The organism is Campylobacter ornithocola, from assembly GCF_013201605.1.
In the GTDB taxonomy this organism is placed as follows: Bacteria; Campylobacterota; Campylobacteria; order Campylobacterales; family Campylobacteraceae; genus Campylobacter_D; species Campylobacter_D ornithocola.
The window spans coordinates 1,626,684-1,644,930 of the sequence record NZ_CP053848.1 but is presented as its reverse complement, the minus strand read 5'-3'; the positions used below and the strand labels follow the sequence as shown (position 1 = coordinate 1,644,930).

The 18,247-nt window shown below is 27.7% G+C and carries 16 protein-coding genes and 1 tRNA gene; 6 read left to right on the top strand and 11 right to left on the bottom strand.

Features of this window, described 5'->3' with window-relative positions; translation table 11 throughout:
- Window positions 1–124 precede the first annotated feature (124 nt).
- On the top strand, window positions 125–601 hold the full coding sequence (gene ruvC, locus CORN_RS08380) for a crossover junction endodeoxyribonuclease RuvC (protein ID WP_066007631.1): 477 nt from the start codon (window positions 125–127) through the stop codon (window positions 599–601).
- Between the two features lie 2 nt (window positions 602–603).
- Here the strand turns inward: ruvC and CORN_RS08375 are convergent, their stop codons facing one another.
- Window positions 604–1,236: a hypothetical protein gene (locus CORN_RS08375; protein ID WP_066007630.1), complete on the bottom strand. Its 633-nt coding sequence runs from the start codon at window positions 1,234–1,236 to the stop codon at window positions 604–606.
- Between the two features lie 120 nt (window positions 1,237–1,356).
- Here CORN_RS08375 and CORN_RS08370 point away from each other — a divergent pair, with 120 nt between their 5' ends.
- Window positions 1,357–1,977, top strand: coding sequence for a DUF305 domain-containing protein (locus CORN_RS08370; protein ID WP_066007625.1), 621 nt, complete (start codon window positions 1,357–1,359; stop codon window positions 1,975–1,977).
- A 109-nt stretch (window positions 1,978–2,086) separates the two neighbouring features.
- Here the strand turns inward: CORN_RS08370 and CORN_RS08365 are convergent, their stop codons facing one another.
- From CORN_RS08365 to CORN_RS08340, 6 genes are all read right to left on the bottom strand, one after another.
- Window positions 2,087–3,709 (bottom strand): AlwI family type II restriction endonuclease, encoded by a 1,623-nt coding sequence (locus tag CORN_RS08365; RefSeq protein WP_066007623.1) that lies wholly within the window; start codon window positions 3,707–3,709, stop codon window positions 2,087–2,089.
- On the bottom strand, window positions 3,702–4,613 hold the full coding sequence (locus tag CORN_RS08360; protein ID WP_094750291.1) for a Dam family site-specific DNA-(adenine-N6)-methyltransferase: 912 nt from the start codon (window positions 4,611–4,613) through the stop codon (window positions 3,702–3,704). Before CORN_RS08360 ends, CORN_RS08365 begins: the two co-directional genes overlap by 8 nt.
- Entirely contained in the window at window positions 4,613–5,617 is a 1,005-nt protein-coding gene (locus CORN_RS08355; protein ID WP_066007621.1) for a DNA adenine methylase, read from the bottom strand. The genes CORN_RS08360 and CORN_RS08355 overlap by 1 nt, the downstream gene beginning before the upstream one ends.
- A gap of 304 nt (window positions 5,618–5,921) precedes the next feature.
- A tRNA-Val gene (locus CORN_RS08350) sits at window positions 5,922–5,997 on the bottom strand.
- Between the two features lie 45 nt (window positions 5,998–6,042).
- Window positions 6,043–7,233 (bottom strand): replication-associated recombination protein A, encoded by a 1,191-nt coding sequence (locus tag CORN_RS08345; RefSeq protein WP_066007619.1) that lies wholly within the window; start codon window positions 7,231–7,233, stop codon window positions 6,043–6,045.
- On the bottom strand, window positions 7,230–8,405 hold the full coding sequence (locus CORN_RS08340; RefSeq protein ID WP_066007617.1) for a YdgA family protein: 1,176 nt from the start codon (window positions 8,403–8,405) through the stop codon (window positions 7,230–7,232). Before CORN_RS08340 ends, CORN_RS08345 begins: the two co-directional genes overlap by 4 nt.
- A 132-nt stretch (window positions 8,406–8,537) precedes the next feature.
- On the opposite strand from CORN_RS08340, the gene glmM reads away from it, so the two are divergent.
- The 3 genes from glmM to hemJ are packed head-to-tail and all read left to right on the top strand — an operon-like array spanning window position 8,538 to window position 10,766.
- The gene (gene glmM / locus CORN_RS08335; RefSeq protein ID WP_066007615.1) at window positions 8,538–9,875 is read left to right on the top strand and encodes a phosphoglucosamine mutase; all 1,338 of its coding nucleotides are present in this window, start codon (window positions 8,538–8,540) and stop codon (window positions 9,873–9,875) included.
- The gene (gene lspA, locus CORN_RS08330) at window positions 9,868–10,323 is read left to right on the top strand and encodes a signal peptidase II (protein ID WP_066007614.1); all 456 of its coding nucleotides are present in this window, start codon (window positions 9,868–9,870) and stop codon (window positions 10,321–10,323) included. The genes glmM and lspA overlap by 8 nt, the downstream gene beginning before the upstream one ends.
- Window positions 10,317–10,766, top strand: a complete 450-nt coding sequence (gene hemJ / locus CORN_RS08325; protein ID WP_066007613.1) for a protoporphyrinogen oxidase HemJ — start codon at window positions 10,317–10,319, stop codon at window positions 10,764–10,766. The genes lspA and hemJ overlap by 7 nt, the downstream gene beginning before the upstream one ends.
- A 26-nt stretch (window positions 10,767–10,792) precedes the next feature.
- Here the strand turns inward: hemJ and CORN_RS08320 are convergent, their stop codons facing one another.
- Entirely contained in the window at window positions 10,793–12,130 is a 1,338-nt protein-coding gene (locus tag CORN_RS08320) for a coproporphyrinogen III oxidase family protein (RefSeq protein WP_066007612.1), read from the bottom strand.
- Between the two features lie 76 nt (window positions 12,131–12,206).
- Between CORN_RS08320 and CORN_RS08315 the strand changes: the two genes are divergently transcribed.
- Window positions 12,207–12,398: a mini-MOMP protein gene (locus tag CORN_RS08315; protein ID WP_066007610.1), complete on the top strand. Its 192-nt coding sequence runs from the start codon at window positions 12,207–12,209 to the stop codon at window positions 12,396–12,398.
- 139 nt (window positions 12,399–12,537) lie between these two features.
- Here the strand turns inward: CORN_RS08315 and CORN_RS08310 are convergent, their stop codons facing one another.
- The 3 genes from CORN_RS08310 to CORN_RS08300 are packed head-to-tail and all read right to left on the bottom strand — an operon-like array spanning window position 12,538 to window position 18,192.
- The gene (locus tag CORN_RS08310; protein ID WP_066007833.1) at window positions 12,538–13,980 is read right to left on the bottom strand and encodes an efflux transporter outer membrane subunit; all 1,443 of its coding nucleotides are present in this window, start codon (window positions 13,978–13,980) and stop codon (window positions 12,538–12,540) included.
- Complete coding sequence (locus CORN_RS08305) at window positions 13,973–17,095, bottom strand: efflux RND transporter permease subunit (RefSeq protein ID WP_094750290.1); 3,123 nt, start codon at window positions 17,093–17,095, stop codon at window positions 13,973–13,975. Before CORN_RS08305 ends, CORN_RS08310 begins: the two co-directional genes overlap by 8 nt.
- Window positions 17,095–18,192: an efflux RND transporter periplasmic adaptor subunit gene (locus CORN_RS08300; RefSeq protein ID WP_066007608.1), complete on the bottom strand. Its 1,098-nt coding sequence runs from the start codon at window positions 18,190–18,192 to the stop codon at window positions 17,095–17,097. Before CORN_RS08300 ends, CORN_RS08305 begins: the two co-directional genes overlap by 1 nt.
- Window positions 18,193–18,247: the final 55 nt, after the last annotated feature.

The window sequence follows — 18,247 nt, the reverse complement described above, 5'->3', positions numbered from 1 at the left end:
TATTTTTCTTATAAATTATTGATGTAAAACTTAAAATTCTAGCTTATTTTTTATAAAAAATGGTTAAAATTATTCACATAAAAATTTAAATTTCACATCTATGTGAATAAAAAGGGTGAAAAGTTTGAAAGTTTTAGGGATAGATCCTGGTTCTAGGTATTGTGGATATGCTATCGTAGAAAGAATAAATAATAAAAATCAACTTATAGAAGCAGGACTTATCAAAATCAAACCCAATGATTTACAATATCAAATCACAGAATTATGTGAAGGGCTTGATATAGTTTTTAAAAACCATCAATTTGATGAGGTAGCCATAGAAGATATATTTTTTGCATATAATCCAAAAACAGTTTTAAAACTAGCACAATTTCGTGGAGCTTTGAGTTTAAAAATCTTACAAATTCATGGAGAATTTGCAGAATACACGCCTTTGCAAGTGAAAAAAACCGTAACAGGTAAAGCAAAAGCTACTAAAGAACAGGTAGCTTTTATGGTGAAAAGATTGCTTGGAATTTCAAAAGATATTAAGCCACTTGATATTACCGATGCTATTGCAGTGGCTTTAACACATTTAGCAAATTTAAGAGTAAAAAAATGATTTTATTTTCCACTACCTATAAAATAAATTTCAACATCATGAAGTAATTTTTCACATAGTGCAGAATCAGTGTTTTTTTCTACTACTAGGTTGATGTGATTTTTAGTATCTCTAAAGCTACCTGCAGATTTTGAATTTTTTAATTCTAATTTTTGATTATCTTTTAGATATTTGATGGTAATTACAAATTTATGCGCAGCAGTTGCTTCACCTAGATTAGTTTCTATTAAAACATTCATATTAGATGCTTTTGCTAGAGTTGCTTGAGTTTTATTAATCACTTCTTTCATTCTTCTATTGAGTTCTAAAATTCTTGAAATGAATTTATTATCTATACTTTCAAAAGCGATTTTTAGTTTATTCATGATTTCTTGATTAGTTGGTTTATCAGGAGCTACATAAACCATATAAAGACCATTTTTAATATCTACTTTAGTGCTTTTTGTATCGCGTCCACTACCAAAAATTTTAATATAAATGGCATTATCAAGATATACTCTATCTATCATAGGCCCATAAATTTCATATTCTCTTTTTCTTACGATTACTTCTCTTGCAGCTACTTGAATTTTTACTGAACAATCATGAATTATAGGTTCCATTTCTTTTTTTATCTCAAGTAGTTCTCTAAGCATTTTCCATCCTTGTGTATTTTTAAATAAATTATAACAAAAAAAAATTGAATTTTTTTGTTAATTTTAGTTTGCAATATTTTTATATATTTTTGATTTTAAATTAAAAGTTCAAGGAAAAAAATGAAAATAAAAACTATAGTTTCAAGTTTAGTTTTAGCAAGTGCTTTATTTGCTACTAATTCTCATCATGCTCATCAAGGAGCTTCTGGAAGTATTTCATCACAAATTATGATGAGTATGCATGAACCTATGATGAAAAATCCTTTGGTACAAAGTAATGATATAGAAAGAGATTTTTTAGCTAATATGATTCCACACCATCAAGGAGCTATTGACTCATCTAAACTTTTATTAAAGTATACTAAAAGTGAAGAGATGAAAAAAATCGCTCAAAATATTATCAAAGCTCAAGAAAAAGAAATTCAAGAATTTCAAGAAATTTTAGATAAAAATCTTTATGCTAAAACTCAAATTGATGAAGAAACTTATAAAAAATTCGTTCAAGAAGAAAAAGAGTTAATGCAAAAAATGATGATTTTAATGAGTTCGGTTAAAGAAAGCAAAAACATCAATAAAGATTTTTTAGAAGCGATGATAGCACATCATCAAGGCGCGGTAGATGCTTCAAAACAAATTTTATTTTATTCTAAAGATAAAACTATCACTGATATAGCGAAAAAAATCATTTTAGATCAAGAAAAAGAAATTCAAGAATTTACAAATTTATTAAAATATATGTAAAACAATAGTGTAATTGAATTCTATTATTTAGAATAAAAGTATAAAGCATATAAAATAGAAATGGGTATGTATCCATTTCTATTTAGTAAAATTCTATTTACTAGGAATATTAAATAAGTAAACTTTCATCATTTAAATCAATTATTTCTTCGCTATCTTCTACCTTTGCTATAAAATCACTTATATTGTAATAAGGTATATTAATTTTAAATTTATCTTTTGCAAACTGTGCATAAGTTTTAACATCACTATGAATATTTGGAGCTATAAAAACACTAAATTTGTTTTTGTTGTTAGTACTATTTTTTATATATTCTTGTAAATGTCTTGTGATAGGTATCATTTCGTTTGCAGTTTGAGTTCTATCTTGAATTAAGCTAACTTCTATATAACTTTCTGTATTTTCATCAAATGCTATAATATCTGCTTTACCTCCACTTGCAGTAAAAATAGGGTATCCTTCATCATCACTTTTATAATTTGGTATAACATGTAAATTACTAAAATTTTGTGTCAAATAAATTGCTGTTAAAAATTCAAATCGCAAAGGCCTATCAATAAGTTTTAATAGATCATCTTTACTTGATTGTTTTTTACTACATGTGATCATCAGCTCTTTTTTTATAGATTCTGCTTGATAAATATTTGCAAATTCTTTTAATTTGTCTATTTTTTTATTAGTATTATCAGTTGATATTTGTTTGGTAGTAATAAGATATGAATCAATTTCCGCCATATAATTATAAAAATTTAATTTATTTGCTTCACTATCGTCTAAATAATTACCTGTAAAACAAGAATTTAGATTAATTATATATTTTACTTTTTCTATTTCATCACTATTAATATCAATGAATTTGCCATTACCACGAATTGAAATAACACCTGTTATACGCATTTTTCTAATGTATTCATCAACTGCCTCTTTAATAACTTGATTAAATTTAAATCTTTTTTGATTATTACTTTCTAAAAGTTCTAAACACTTTGTATATATGACTTCATCTGAATAATTAAAGTGGATAGAAGTTAAATCGTAATTTTCATTTCTTAAATCAATGATGTACTGATATAATTCTTCCGTGTTGTTATTATGCCAGCATAGTAAAATAGGAATTTCCTTAATATTAAGTGGACTTTTATTATTTATTTTAAGTTTTTGAAGTAGTTTTAAAAGAACTCTAAGAGGATTGTTGTAATTTAAATTTTTCTTATATGGATTACCAATTTCATATTTAGAAAGAGCATTTAAAAATATACTACCTATTAAGCTTTCATCACAATCATCTTTAAATACATTATTATGTATATCATATACAGCATTTATAAGTATTTTACCACTTTCACTAATAAGAATTTTTTTATTTTTAGAGTAATAACAGAATCCAAATTCGCTCATTAACTTATACCAAGTATCAAATCTACTTTCCCAGCCTAACTCAAAATTTTTTTCTTTGTGATTTTGTGGAGATTTTTGGATAATATAATTTAGTTCTTCATCGGTAAAAATATAATTTTTATCTTCAAAATTATTTTTTAACAAAATATCTTTCATTGCTCGTGGAATATAAAGTTTATTTTTTAAAACATCTTTAACAATATTCATAATGATTTCATGAGTTAATTCTTGATTTTCAAATTTAGATAAAATAGCTAAAAATTCACATATTCTGCGTGGATTTCTAATTGTTGTTGAAAAACTTAAAATTTTTCTTTCATTTTTTCTAGCCATAAAATACTCCATTGTAATTTGTTACAAAAATTTCTTTACTATCAGTTTTAATAGTATTATCATTGAAGCTAATATAATTACTGTTTATATTAAAAATTTTATACTTTTGAGACCAGTTTTTTAATATTTTATTTGTTTGGCCTTTGTGATGAATAAGATTTGTGATACCAAATTTTATATTTTTTAAATTTAACTCATCTAATAATTTATATAATGCTATTTCATTTGATATGTTCCAAAATTTATTATATTCACTATTAGAAATTAAGTAAGGTGGATCTAAATAAACATAATCATTATTTTCAAAATGAATTTTGTTAATAAAATTTATATAATCATTATTTTCAAAATGAATTTTATTTTTTTGCATAAAACTAATATAATTTTTAAGAGCATTATAAACATTTATATTAAAGTCTACATTGCCAACAGGAAGGTTAAAATTTCCTTTTGAGTTAAATCTAATAATACGATTAAATCCATAAATTAAAAGAATATATAAATAAAGTATATTATTTTTATCATTATTAAAATCTTTTCTTAATTTTTCATACGCTAATTTATTATACTTAGCATAATATGTTTTAATATATTGTCTTTTTAAATTATCAGGAACTGTAATTCCTTTAAAAGAAAATGATAAGCCATAATTATGAACAATTTTAGATAATTCATTTAAAAGTGTATCGATATCAAATTTACTTAAAGTTTTATGCAAATTAATGACATTTGTATCAATATCATTTACTAAATATTCATTTGCTTTAGTATTTAAAAATACACTTCCGCCACCAACAAATGGTTCAATAAATTTATTTATTGTTTCAGGAAATAATTTTTTAAGTTGTCCCATTAATTTATATTTATCACCAACATAAAAAAGAGGTGAACGAGTAATTTTCATTATTTTACCTCTACTATAAATAAATATTCTTTATGCTCATTAAATTTTGTTTTGCCAGTGTTAAAGTAACTATGTTTTTTCTCTTTGATAGTTACTTTACCTTTTTGTTTTAAGATATTTTCAATTTCGCTAAAACTAATTTTATTTTGTGATGATTTAGATTTAGAATTGTAGGTATTATTGTAAGTTAAAGCTATTTTCTTGCATTTTAAATTTGCGATTAAATTTTCAAGTTCTTTACTTGCATTTGATCGACAATATTCACTCATATTATTAGCAATAGGTTTTAAAGCTATACCACTTAGTTTAGGTTTTTTCCATTCTACTAAATTCTCGTATATGTGATAAAATCTACTGTATTGTCTTGAATTGTAAGGTGGATCAATAAAAATAAGATCAGCTTTTATTTCCTTTGCTAAATTATTTGCGTTTTGTCTATAAATTTGTATAGTTTTATTATGTTTTATTGGTTTAATTAATTTAAAAATGAATTTGTCTTGTGGAATATGAGATTTTCTATAAGCTTCATAATGACCTACAGTGTTTGCAATTTTATCCATTGAATAAATAAGACTAGCTAAAAGTATATTTTTACTAATATCATCTATTTGTAAAAAAGCTATATATTCTCTAATAGAACCTATTTTAAGACAATCGTTATAACTAAAGAATTTATCACTAAAATTGTCGCTGAAATAATTAGGTTTCAGATCAAGTTTATTATTAAATAAATTTGTTAATTCTAATAATGGCTTGAAATTTATATTTTGTCCTAAAAAAAATGCAGAATAAATAAGTTCATTTGAGTAAAGCAAATCATTCAGTATAATATTTTTTATTTGAGGTTTTTTTGTAAAATTACTAGCTATAACACCACTGCCAGCAAAAATATCACAAATACTTTCAATATTTTCTAGATTTAAATTTTCAAAAATCCATTTTACTAATTTTGCTTTTGAACCAATATATCTACGATTTGAAATATCAAAACTATTATTTTGCATTTTTATCCCATTTTAATAGTTAATTTGTGCTACATTTAAAGTATTATTCAAGTAATTTTTTATTTTTATAATTAATTTATATTGAAAAATGTAGATTATGTTAGCATTTAAACGCTGTGATACTTATTAAAGTTATTATTGTACAAGATGTTTAATTTTAGCTATATTATAAAGTTCATATTTTATTATCAAAATAGGTTTTACTTAATGAAATTTATTGATTTTTAATTGAATCACTGTATATTTTAATTTTATTATTGTGAAGATAAATTTGGAAATTAAAGAAATCGAAAGAAATAAAAAATGGTGGCTCCGATTGGACTTGAACCAACGACCACCACCATGTCAAGGTGGTGCTCTACCAACTGAGCTACGGAACCAAAAAATGAAAATTATATAAAAATATTTTTACATTGTGCTTAAAATCACTTTTTAACTCTTTTCATATCATTTAGCCATAAGTCTAGTTGTGCTTCAAAGCCTATGCCTTTACTATGATAAAATTTCAAATCTTTTTCTAAGTATCTTTGCTTAACCCAGCCACCAAAATCATGCGGATAAAGGTAGTTTTTTCTTTGAGGGTTGTTATTATCAAGATAAGGGAGTATTTTTAAAGCAGGGTTATTTTGTACATAATTTAGTGCTTCATTTATAGCAAGATAGCTTGAGTTTGACTTAGGCGAACTTGCTAAAAATACCACACATTGAGCTAAGATGATCCTAGCTTCAGGATAGCCTATGTTTTTTACTGCTATGAGTGTGCTTGTGGCTAGATTAAGTGCTTGAGGGTTGGCATTTGAGATATCTTCGCTTGCAAATATCACTAATCTTCTAGCGATGAAATCCGCACTTTCACCCCCATCAATCAACCTCGCAAGATAATACAAACTCGCATCTACATCGCTTCCTCTTAAACTTTTTATCATAGAACTAGCTAGTCTATAGTGTGTATCTTTACTTGAAGTGCCATCGCTTAAAACATTCGCTCTTAATTTTTTCAAAGTTTCAAGCGTGATGTGAGTGTTATCTAAAGCCAAAGCAAACTCACATAAATTTAAAAAACTTCTTGCATCATTTGCACTAGAAGTGATCAAAAAGTCTTTAGCATCATCATCGATTTTACATTGGAGTTTTTCTTGTACCTTTGTGGCAAGTTTTTCTAGGTCTTTATACTCTAAACCTTTAAATTCAAAAAGCATACTTCTGCTTCTTATGCCTGAAGTTAAAGTAAAATAAGGGTTTTCAGTACTTGCACCTATAAAAAGGCATTTTTGATTTTCCAAAGGGATTAAAAGCATTTCTTGTTGAGTTTTTGAAAGCCTATGCACCTCATCGATAAATATCAAAGGTTTATATAAAGAATTTTCGTAATTACCTAGTATTTTTCTAAGCTCTTCAAGCTTAAAATTTCCCCCATCAAACTCATAAAAGTCTAGTTTATACTCATATGCTATTGCCCTTGCAAAAGAAGTCTTTCCACAACCTGCTGGACCAAAAAATACACTATGAGGGAGTTTTGAAACTTGTATGAATTTTTTAAAAATTTCCACTAAATTTTCTTGCCCTAAAACTTCATCTAAAGTTTTAGGACGAAAAGTTAAGCTTAAATTTGTCATTGTAGATCTATAGTAAGTCTTTCACCATTAATGATAGTTGTAACATCGCTTTTATTAGAATCATCATAGATAAAATCAAGTACATAAGAGCCGTTATTATCTACAAAATAAGTATCAAAATTTGCAAAATCAGGCCAAATTTGACTAGGAAGAATTTCTGTATTTGCATGAAATTGTGATTTTATATTATTTTCAGTAAAAATGGTTTGTCCATTTGCATCAAATTTTTTACCTTCTTTTTCAAAGCTTAGATTGTTTAAGATGATTTGTGGGTTTGCTTTTAAAAACTGACTTGCTAAAAGCATCATAGAAAAAATATCAGTGTTTGAGTTTTGCACTAAACTATCATAAGCTTTTTTAGAAAGATTGTTAAAATTCATATCTAAGCTAATGTTATTTAACATAAAGTTTTCATTTGCAAGGTTAAATTTAGCTAAATCTAGTTTTAAAACACTATCATAATCATTTTGGGCATTTTGAGCTGTTTTTGCAAAAATTTTTAATTTATCAAAGTCAAAAGTAATAGAACTTATAAAATTAACACTATCAATGCTTATATTTTGCTCACTATTTCTACTAGGACTAAAGATATCATTAAAACTTAATTTTTGTATAGGAAATTCAGAAATTTTGATATTTTTTGCTTCAAATTTTTCTTCATGAGATAGTTGCTCTAATAAAACATAACCTAGATTAAGCTCCATATTCTTAACAAATTCAGTTGTACCTAGAATTTTAAAAGATGTATTATTTAAAACTAAATTTGTATCATTGCGTGTGAAATTGATATCGTTTATTTTTGCATTGATTGCTATGTTATCGCCTTTTGTACTAACTAAGATTTTAAAGATCTCTTCATTTGGAAAAATACCTTCTAAATCTTCATTTTCATTCAAAATAGAAACGATAGCATTGTCACTTGTGAAAAAATTATTAGAAAAATCCACATTCACTTTAAAACTATAAGGCAAGTCATTAAGTGTAGCTATAAAACTTCCTTTGGAATTTAAAAGTCCTTTAGTGTAATTAGCATCTTCAACACTATAATATGTTGTGTCTTGACTCATTTGAGCAAAGATTTTTCCATTGATAGAATTAATATAAGAGGTCGAAGTAAAAAACCCTATAATTAATAAAATTAATACCACAATTCCTGCGATAATTTTTTTCATTCATTTTCCTTAAGTGAAATTTTGAAAAATTATATATTTTTATTACTAACTAATGCTTATAAAAATTTTGTATTTATACATTACTTAACTTTTTTTCTTATAATTTCAATACTTAAAATCAAAGGTAAAAAAATGAAACTTTTTGGAACAGATGGAGTACGCGGTAAAGCGGGTGAATTTTTAGATTCATTTTTGGCTATGCGTTTGGCTATGGCTGCTGGAATTTATTTTAAAGACAAAGCTCTTACAAACAATATCTTAGTTGGAAAAGATACAAGAAGAAGTGGTTATATGATAGAAAATGCTATCGTTTCAGGACTAACTTCTATAGGTTATAATGTTATAGAAATAGGACCTATGCCAACACCTGCTATTGCGTTTTTAACTGAAGATATGCGTTGTGATGCGGGTATTATGATATCAGCTTCGCATAATCCTTACTATGATAATGGCATTAAGTTTTTTGATGCACATGGAAATAAACTTGATGAACAAGCAGAAGCAAAAATAGAAGAAATTTATTTTAATGATAAACTCATAGAAGAAGCAAGAACAACAAAGTCACAAATTGGACAAGCAAAAAGAATTGATGATGTGATAGGAAGATATATTGTTTCTATAAAAAATTCTTTTCCTAAAGAACTAACTTTAAAGTCTTTGCGTGTTGTATTAGATGTAGCCCATGGAGCTTCTTATAAGGTAGCACCTACGGTTTTTAAAGAATTAGGTGCAGATGTAATCGTGATTAATGATAAGCCAAATGGCTTAAATATTAATGAAAATTGTGGAGCTTTACATCCTTTAAATTTAGCTTTGGAAGTAAAGAAATTTAGAGCAGATGTGGGTTTTGCTTTTGATGGAGATGCAGATCGTTTAGTTGTCGTAGATGAAAAAGGTGATGTAGCTCATGGAGATAGTCTTTTAGGAGTTTTAGCCTTATTTTTGAAAAAACAAGGTAAGTTAAAATCGAGTGTAGTTAGCACTATAATGAGTAATGGTGCTTTAAAAGAGTTTTTAAATAAACACAAAATCACACATGAAACTTGCAATGTAGGCGATAAATATGTACTTGAAAAACTCAAAGAATGTGGCGGAAATTTTGGAGGAGAGCAAAGTGGGCATATTATCTTTAGTGATTATGCAAAAACTGGAGATGGTTTGGTAGCTGCTTTGCAATTTAGTGCTTTAATGCTTAGCGAAGCAAAAAGTGCAAGTGAAATTTTAAATCAAGTTAAGCCTTATCCACAACTTTTACATAATCTTAAAATTTCAGAGAAAAAAGACTTAAGCAAGCTTGCGGGTTTGGATGAGTTGAAAAAAGATTTAGAGAAAAAAGGAATTGCTAGTTTGTTTAGGTATTCAGGTACAGAAAATTTAATACGCTTATTGCTTGAAGCAAAAGATATTAAGCTTTTAGAAAAAGAAATGAAAACTGTAGAAAACTTTTTTATGAAAGCATTGAATGCTTAAAATTTTGTCTTTAAAATTTTGGTTTATTTTTTTTCTAGTTTTTATATTAGATCAAGTGATTAAGTATTTATTTTTACAAGGACTTGAGTATAAGGGTGAATTTTTTGATTTGGTTTTAACTTATAACACTGGTGTAGCCTTTTCAATGTTTGCATTTTTGGGAGAGTATTTAAAATATATACAGCTTATTTTTATTATAGCTTTATTTGTATATTTACTCTATCAAAAAGAATTTTTTAAAACGCATTTAATTGCTTTTGCTATTATGCTTTCTGCTGGATGTTCAAATTTGTTTGATCGTTTTGTGCATATAGGTGTGGTGGATTTTGTCTTTTGGCATAAGTGGTTTGAATTTGCTGTATTTAATTTTGCCGATGTGATGATAAACATTAGCGTGGCTTTGATTTTAATAAAAGAAATTTTTAATAAAAAAGGAGAAAAATGTTAGATTTTTTGAATGAATGGTATTTGTGGATTAAAATGGTGCATTATTTGGCTTTTGTTTCATGGATGGCTGGAATGTTTTATTTGCCAAGACTTTTTGTTTATCATACAGAGCATAAAGATAATAAAGGCTTTGTAGAAGTAGTAAAAATTCAAGAAAGAAAACTATATTTTTATATCCAAACTCCAGCAATGATAGTTACTGCAATCACTGGAAGTTTGATGATGATAGCAAATAAAGATGTGTTAATGGTGGGCGGATATATGCATGCTAAATTAACTTGTGCTTTGCTTTTGATTATTTATCATTTGCAAAATTATTATTATTATAGACAACTTCAAAACGATACTTGTCAAAAAAGTGGGAAATTTTTTAGAGCTTATAATGAAATTCCAACGATATTGTTTATTATAATTGCTGTAATGATGGTAATAAGACCATTTTAATAAAAAGCCTTTAAAAAAAAGGCTTTTTATCCTTTAAATTCCATGCTTTTAAAATCAAGTGGATCAACATTTTCCTGCATGATATTAATGCGTTCTTTATCTTGTAAGCGTTTATCATCTCTAAATACAGCACGCACTAAATCCATACCTGTATAAAAATCTTTCATTAAAACCATAAACAAATAACGTCCAAATTCACTTGTATATAAAGTATTGCTTTCTTTTTTTATAGCCCCGCTTAATTTAAGCCCTAAAAGCTCTATAAAAAGATCTTTTTCTAGGTTGCATTCTAAGGTTTTATTAAATTTATTAATCTCAATTTTACCAGCAAACATTTCTGTTAAAAAAACATACTTAATGATTTCTTTTTTACTAAAATTAGCTTTGGCAATATTAGCATTTTGCTTTTCTTTGATAAGCTTAGAATAATCATTTAAGTTAAAAGCATTGATTAAAAGTTCTCCATCTAAAAAACTAAAGGCACCACTTCCTACACCCAAGTACTCATGGTGAGAACTTACATACTCATCGTTAAAGGTATTTTTTTCTAGTGAAAAAGACCATGCATTATTTCTTTCGTAGTCTTTAAAGAAATCTATAATGATTTTATAAAATTCAAATTCATGATCTTTAAAGCTTACACCTAAAGTTTTAGCAATATTATCCTTTGTAAGGTTTGATTTCATTAAAGGATAAGTTGTAATTTGCTGAGGTTTTAAGCTTTTGGCTATTTCTAAATCTTTTAGTAGTTGCTCTTTGGTTTGGGAAGGAAAATTAAAAATTAAATCAATACTCATAATAGGAAGTACACCTATAGCTTTAGAAAGCTTTTCTTGTAGTTCTTTATTTGAACCAAATTTATTATACCTTGCTACTTTTTTTAAGATATCATCATCAAAACTTTGTATACCACAGCTTAAACGATCGATTAGTCCTTTAAACATTTCTAGCTTTTTAGGATTAATGTGATTTGGATCGGTTTCACAAGAAATTTCTTTGATATTAAATAATTTTTTGCAAAGTTCTAAGGTTTTAGCAAGTTCTTCTTCGTTGATTAAAGTAGTACCACCACCTACATACATAGAGGTAAAATCAAATCCTTTATCTTTGATTTGTTTGATTTCTTCTCTTAAACTTTCAAAATACCTTTTTGCTAAATCTTCATTGTAGTAGTATTTATGAAAACTGCAGTATGGGCAAAAAGTATGACAAAATGGTATATGAGCATATAACATATAAGATTTTTTTGAATTAACTTTTTTTTCTTGCCCCTTTTTTAAAAGTTTAACATTAAAGCCATTTTCTAAAGATTTTTGCATAGCCTTGTGTGAGTAAGAAAGAGCTAGTTTTTGTAAAAAATTCATATTTTTCCTAAAAATTTCATTTTGTAGTTATTTAAAAAGACTATAATTGTATCATATTTTTTATAAAGGCTTTATAATGAAAAAGATTTTTATAGCATTTTTTATATTTTTATTGGGATTTATAAGTATGTTAAATTCTGCACCTTTAGATGAAATTTTTCAAGATGTTAATGTTTCTGGTAGTGTGCGTTATCGTTTTGAACATAATAGCCCAAAAGATAGAGGAAATAATAATTTCAACCAAAGAATTCAAATTCAAATGCATTGATATTCTTATAAACATAGTTATTTGGCATTTTTATTTTTTTATTCCCTTAGAAAAGAATATTCACGAAGAAGGTTGTATTGTACTTGCAATCAAAATGTATTTATATATAGATGATAAAAAACAACTAAGTTTTAAAGACTTAGTTGTTATAAAAGTTTTCTTTTAAATTTTCTTCCATAGCTTTGATATTTTCTTTAGATTCTTCTTTGGCATTAAATCCTCCACCAAAAGCTTTCATAACATCTACAATAGAATTTGCAAGCTCATAAGATGAGTTAGTATAGGAAAGTTTAGCATTTAAGTAATTTCTTTGATCTTGTAAAAAATCAGCTAAATTAATCACACCATTTTCATATCTTAAAGTGGAAATTTCATAAATTTTACTTTGAGCTTGGAATAAATTTTTGTAATTTTGCTCATTTTCATAGTAACTTTGGCGATTAAATAAAGCAAGTCTTATCTCTCCGAAGGCTGTTTTTAGGATATTTTCATATTGTAAAAATGCTTCATCTTTGGTAAGTTTTGCAAGATTGACATTGTTCATAATCTCACCCCAATGAAAAATTGGCATTGCAAAATTTCCTGCTATGTTCCAAGTATTACTACCATGTTTAACCAAAAGATCTAAATCATTACTTTGAAAACCTAAAAGACCTGTTAGAGAAAGGTTTGGTAAAAATGCAGTTCTTGCAACCCCTACAAGATAATTTTTTTCTTCTAAAATTTTTAAACTAGCTTGAACATCAGGTCTTTGGAGTAAAATTTCACTTCCTATGCCTTCAGGTATACTAAGTTCATATTGTCCTATTTTTTTATACTCTATACTATTGTAAAGTATATCATCAATATTATTTGAGGTTAAGATTTTTAATGCTTTTATATTGGCTTCTTTTTGAATTTTCGCATTCGTAAGTAAAACTTTTGAATTTTCAAGTTCAGCTTTAAATTGATTTAATTCATACTCGCTGATTACTCCGAGTTTAAAGTGTTCTAATTTTAATTCATAAGTTTTTTGATAACTTTGAGTAGTTTCTTCCAAAATCTTTACTTGTTCACTTAAACTTGCTAAGTTAAAATAAGTTTTTATTACATTAGAAATTAAGCTCAACCTAGCACTTTCATAATCGAATTCACTAGCTTGTAGTTTTGCTTTTGAAGCATTGTAAGTATCTCTGTATTTGCCCCATAAGTCAATTTCATAGCTTAAATTTAAACCTAAATTAAAATCATTTCCATAGGTAAATTCATCGCTTTTATTGTTTGGTGCATTGATGCTAGTTTTTGCTCTTGCTCCACTTGCACTTCCGTCAAGTTTAGGAAGTAAATCACTTCTTGCTATACCTAAAGTTTCATAAGCTTTTTGTAAATTTATATATGCAATTTGCAAATCATTGTTATTTTTTAAAGCTTGATCAACTAAAGTATTTAAATAAATATCATCAAAGGCTTTCCACCATTGTTTCTCAATACTGATATTTTGATCTAAACTTTTAGTATAATTTATATCTTTTATTTCTAAATTTGGTTTTAAACTACAACCTGTTATAAAAAGGCAGATTGTAAATATTAGTAATTTATGCATGTTTTTTACCTCTTTTTTCATCAAGCCATTTATTAAAACTTTCTAATATATAGAAAAACAAAGGCACAAAGAAAATGGCTATAGTAGAAGCTGCTATCATACCACCTATAACACCTGTGCCTATTGCATGGCGACTCGCACTTCCTGCTCCATAGGCAAAATATAAAGGTAAAATACCGCAAATAAATGCCAAAGAAGTCATAACAATAGGTCTAAATCTTAATTTTGCTGCACTAATAGAAGCTTCAAAAATACTTTTTCCTTTTTTAAGGTGTTCTTCCATTGCAAATTCAACAATTAATATGGCGTTTTTAGCAGAAAGACCTATTAAAAGTAAAAGCCCTGTTTGGAAATATATATCATTTTCTAAACCTCTAAGCCATACAAGAAGTAAAGAACCAAATACAGCAAAAGGCACAGCAGTGATTACTGCTAAAGGCATAAGCCATCTTTCGTATTGAGCTGCTAGAATTAAAAATACAAATAAAAGTCCTAACATAAATGCTATTTGACCAGCACCACTGCTTGTTACTTCTTGATAAGCAGATCCTGCCCAAGCGATAGAATAATCCTCTCCTAAGGTCTCTTTTGCAACAGCAGCAATTGCATCAATAGCTTGTCCTGAGGTATAACCTGGTGCAGGATCGCCTTGAACTAGAGCTGATGGGAACATATTAAAGCGTTTTACATCATCAGGTCCAACACTCCTATGAAGTGTTAAAACACTATCTAGAGCTATCATAGAACCATCATTTGCTCTAACAAAGATGTTTTTTAAAGCATTTTGAGTATTTCTAAAATCTCCAATTGCACTAATATTTACACGATAGTTTTTTCCAAGCATAGAAAAATCATTCACATAATAAGTCCCTATGGTAGCGTTGAGTGTGTTAAATACATCTGCTAAGTTTAAGCCATAAAGTTTTACTTTATCACGATCAATTTCTAATCTTAATTGTGGAAAATTAGTATCAAGTGTAGTTCTTACATTAGAAAGTTCAGGACGCTTATTAGCTGCTTCTACTAATTTATTAACATCAACTTGAATTTCATCATAACTTTTACCACTACGATTTTGTGCATACATTTCAAAACCACCTGTTAAGCTTAGACCTTGGATTGGCGGTGGATTAACAAAGAAAGTTTGGAAATTTGGATTAAGAAAATATTGTTTATTATACATACCTGTTAGATCAAAACTACTTACATCTCTATCATTCCAGTTTTTCAAATTTACAAACATTGCACCAGCATTTTCTTTTAAAGATCCTGTAAATAAATCATATCCTATAAGACCAACGATATCTGTAATATTTTCATTTTTTAGTATCTCATCCGCCATAGCATCCATAGTTTGTGTTGTTCTATTTAAAGATGAGGCTGCTGGTAAATTCACAACAGATAAAAAGCTTCCTTGATCTTCATTTGGAACTAAAGAGTTTGGAACAAGTTTGAATAAACCATATAAACCACCCAAAAGCATAACAAAAATTAATACAAATCTAATTGTTCTTTTTAAGATATATGCAACACCAGCACCAAAGACTTCAGTAGACCAATCAAAAATATCATTGAATTTTTTAACTAAATAAAAAGGCTCACCTTCATTTCTTCTTAAGAAAATTGCACACAAAGAAGGTGTTAGGGTTAAAGCTACAAAACCTGAAATCGTTACAGAAATTGCTAAAGTGATGGCAAATTGCCTTTGAATTTCACCCACAAAGCCAGATATAAATGAAACAGGTATAAATACTGCACAAAGCACAAGAACGATAGAAACAACAGGTGCAGCTACCTCATCCATAGCTTTAATAGCCGCTTCTTTAATACTTATATTTGGATCTTCATGCATGATTCTATCAATATTTTCCACCACGATAATCGCATCATCAACAACAATACCAATAGCTAGTACTAACGCAAAAAGCGTTAGCAAGTTGATGCTAAAACCTAAAACATACAATCCTGCAAAAGTTCCTAAGATAGAAACAGGTACAGCGATCATAGGTATGATAGTCGATCGGAAATTCTTTAAAAATAAATACATTACAATTACAACCAATACTAAGGCTTCAAAAAAAGTTTTTACAACTTCTTTGATAGAAGCTTTGATAAATATAGTCGTATCATAAGGAACTTTATAAGCTAAACCCTCAGGGAAATTTTTAGAAAGTTCTTCAAATTTTTTCTGAACTAATTCTGCTGTGCTTACAGCATTTGCACCAGTTTGTAAGAAAATTAAAATTGGAGTAGCGTTATTTCCATTTAATCTCCCGTTAAAAGTATATTCTCTTGATCCTAAAGAAACCTCAGCTACATCTTTAAGTCTTAAAAAAGAACCATCACTATTTGCTCTTATAATGATATTTTCAAATTCTTTAGTATTTTTTAATCTACCTTGCATGGTTACTGAATATACATAAGGAGATCTTTCTACTACAGGTTCTTGTCCTATTTTACCAGTAGCATATTGAGCATTTTGTTCATTTACTGCATCAATAACATCTGTTGCAGTTACTTGATATTTATTTAATAAATCAGGATTTAACCAAATTCTCATAGAATAATTTTTTGAGCCTATAGCAACAGCATTTCCTACACCAGGAACCCTAGCAAGATCATCTAAAATATTTAACGCTGCATAATTGTATACTTCTAGGGCTTCCATAGAACCATCAGGAGAGTATAAAGTAGCAACTTCTAATATACTAGAACCAGTTTTTCTTACACTAACCCCTGTTTTTTTAACACTTTCTGGGAGTTTTGCCATAGCGGCTGAAATTCTATTGTTAACATCAACTGTTGCTTGATCAGGGTCTGTACCGATATTAAAATATACGCTTAAACTCATATCTCCCGAAGAACTTGAAGTTGAATCCATATAAATCATATTTTCAACCCCATTAATTGCATCTTCAAGAGGGATAGCCACAGTTTGAGCCACAGTTTGAGCATCAGCACCAGAGTAATTTGCACTTACTTTTACAACTGGTGGGGTTAGGGAAGGGTATTGTTCTATGGGTAAAGAATAAAGACCTATAATACCCGCTAAAGAAATAATAATCGCAGTAACAGAAGCAAATACAGGTCTTTCTATAAAAAATTTAGAAAACATTATTTATTCTCCATTACACTAACGCTTGCACCGGGGCGAATTTTTTTAAAATTATTTAAAATAACCTTATCGCCATTTTTCAAACCTTGGTTGATTATAGCAATATCTGCAGTTTGATAAATAACATTAACATTTGTTTTTGCTACTTTTCCATCAACTAAAGTATAAACATATATAGCACTATCATCTTGTAAAAGTGCAACTTGTGGGATTTCAAAACCATCTTTTTGAATAAAACCACTTACATGGACATTAGCAAATGACCCAGGCATCAAATTTGAGCTATTATTATCAAAAATAGCTTTAGCTTTTACACCACCACTATGAGTATCAATCACGCTATCAATAAAATATAATTTTCCGTTAAAAAGTTCACCGCCAACATTAGCTTGTACTTGAATATTTTCAAATTGCCAATTTCCATCTTTTATGTTTTTATTCATATTAATTTTATCAACATCTGAAATATAAAAGTCTGCAAAAATAGGATTTATATTAGTAATACGTACAAGTTCGGTAGTTGAAGCATTTACATAATCACCTACATCCATTAGTGCATCTCCTAAAATTCCATCAAATGGCGCACTTACTATAGTATATTTTAGATCTAATCTCGCATTAGCAAGTTTTGCTCTTGCACTTTCTAAATTAGCTTTTGTTGAATTAAAATTAGCCAAACTAGCATCAAATTCTTTCTGAGAGATAGCATTTTTTTCTATTAAAATACTATCTCTTTTAAAATTTTTTTCTGCATCATCAAAATTTGCTCTTGCAACCAAAGCTTCACCGTAGGCCATATTTACGCTTGCTTGATATTTATCGGGCTCTATAAGAAAAAGTTTATCCCCTTTTTTAACAGCTTGACCACTTTTGAAGTATTTTTGTTTTATTTCTCCACTTACCTTAGGTTTGATTACTACATCTAACTCTGTACTTAATCTAGCAGGATAAGTAAATTCTAAAGGCAAATTAGCACTTTGCATAGTCATAACGCTGACTGGCTGAGGAGGAAGTTCTTTAACTTGTGTATTTTTATCATCTAAACAAGCTGTAAAAATCAAAGAAGCACAAGCTAAAGTTAAAATTTTTGTTTTCATTATTTTCCTTAATATAGTTTATTTAATAAAATAAAAAAGTAATTTATATTACAAA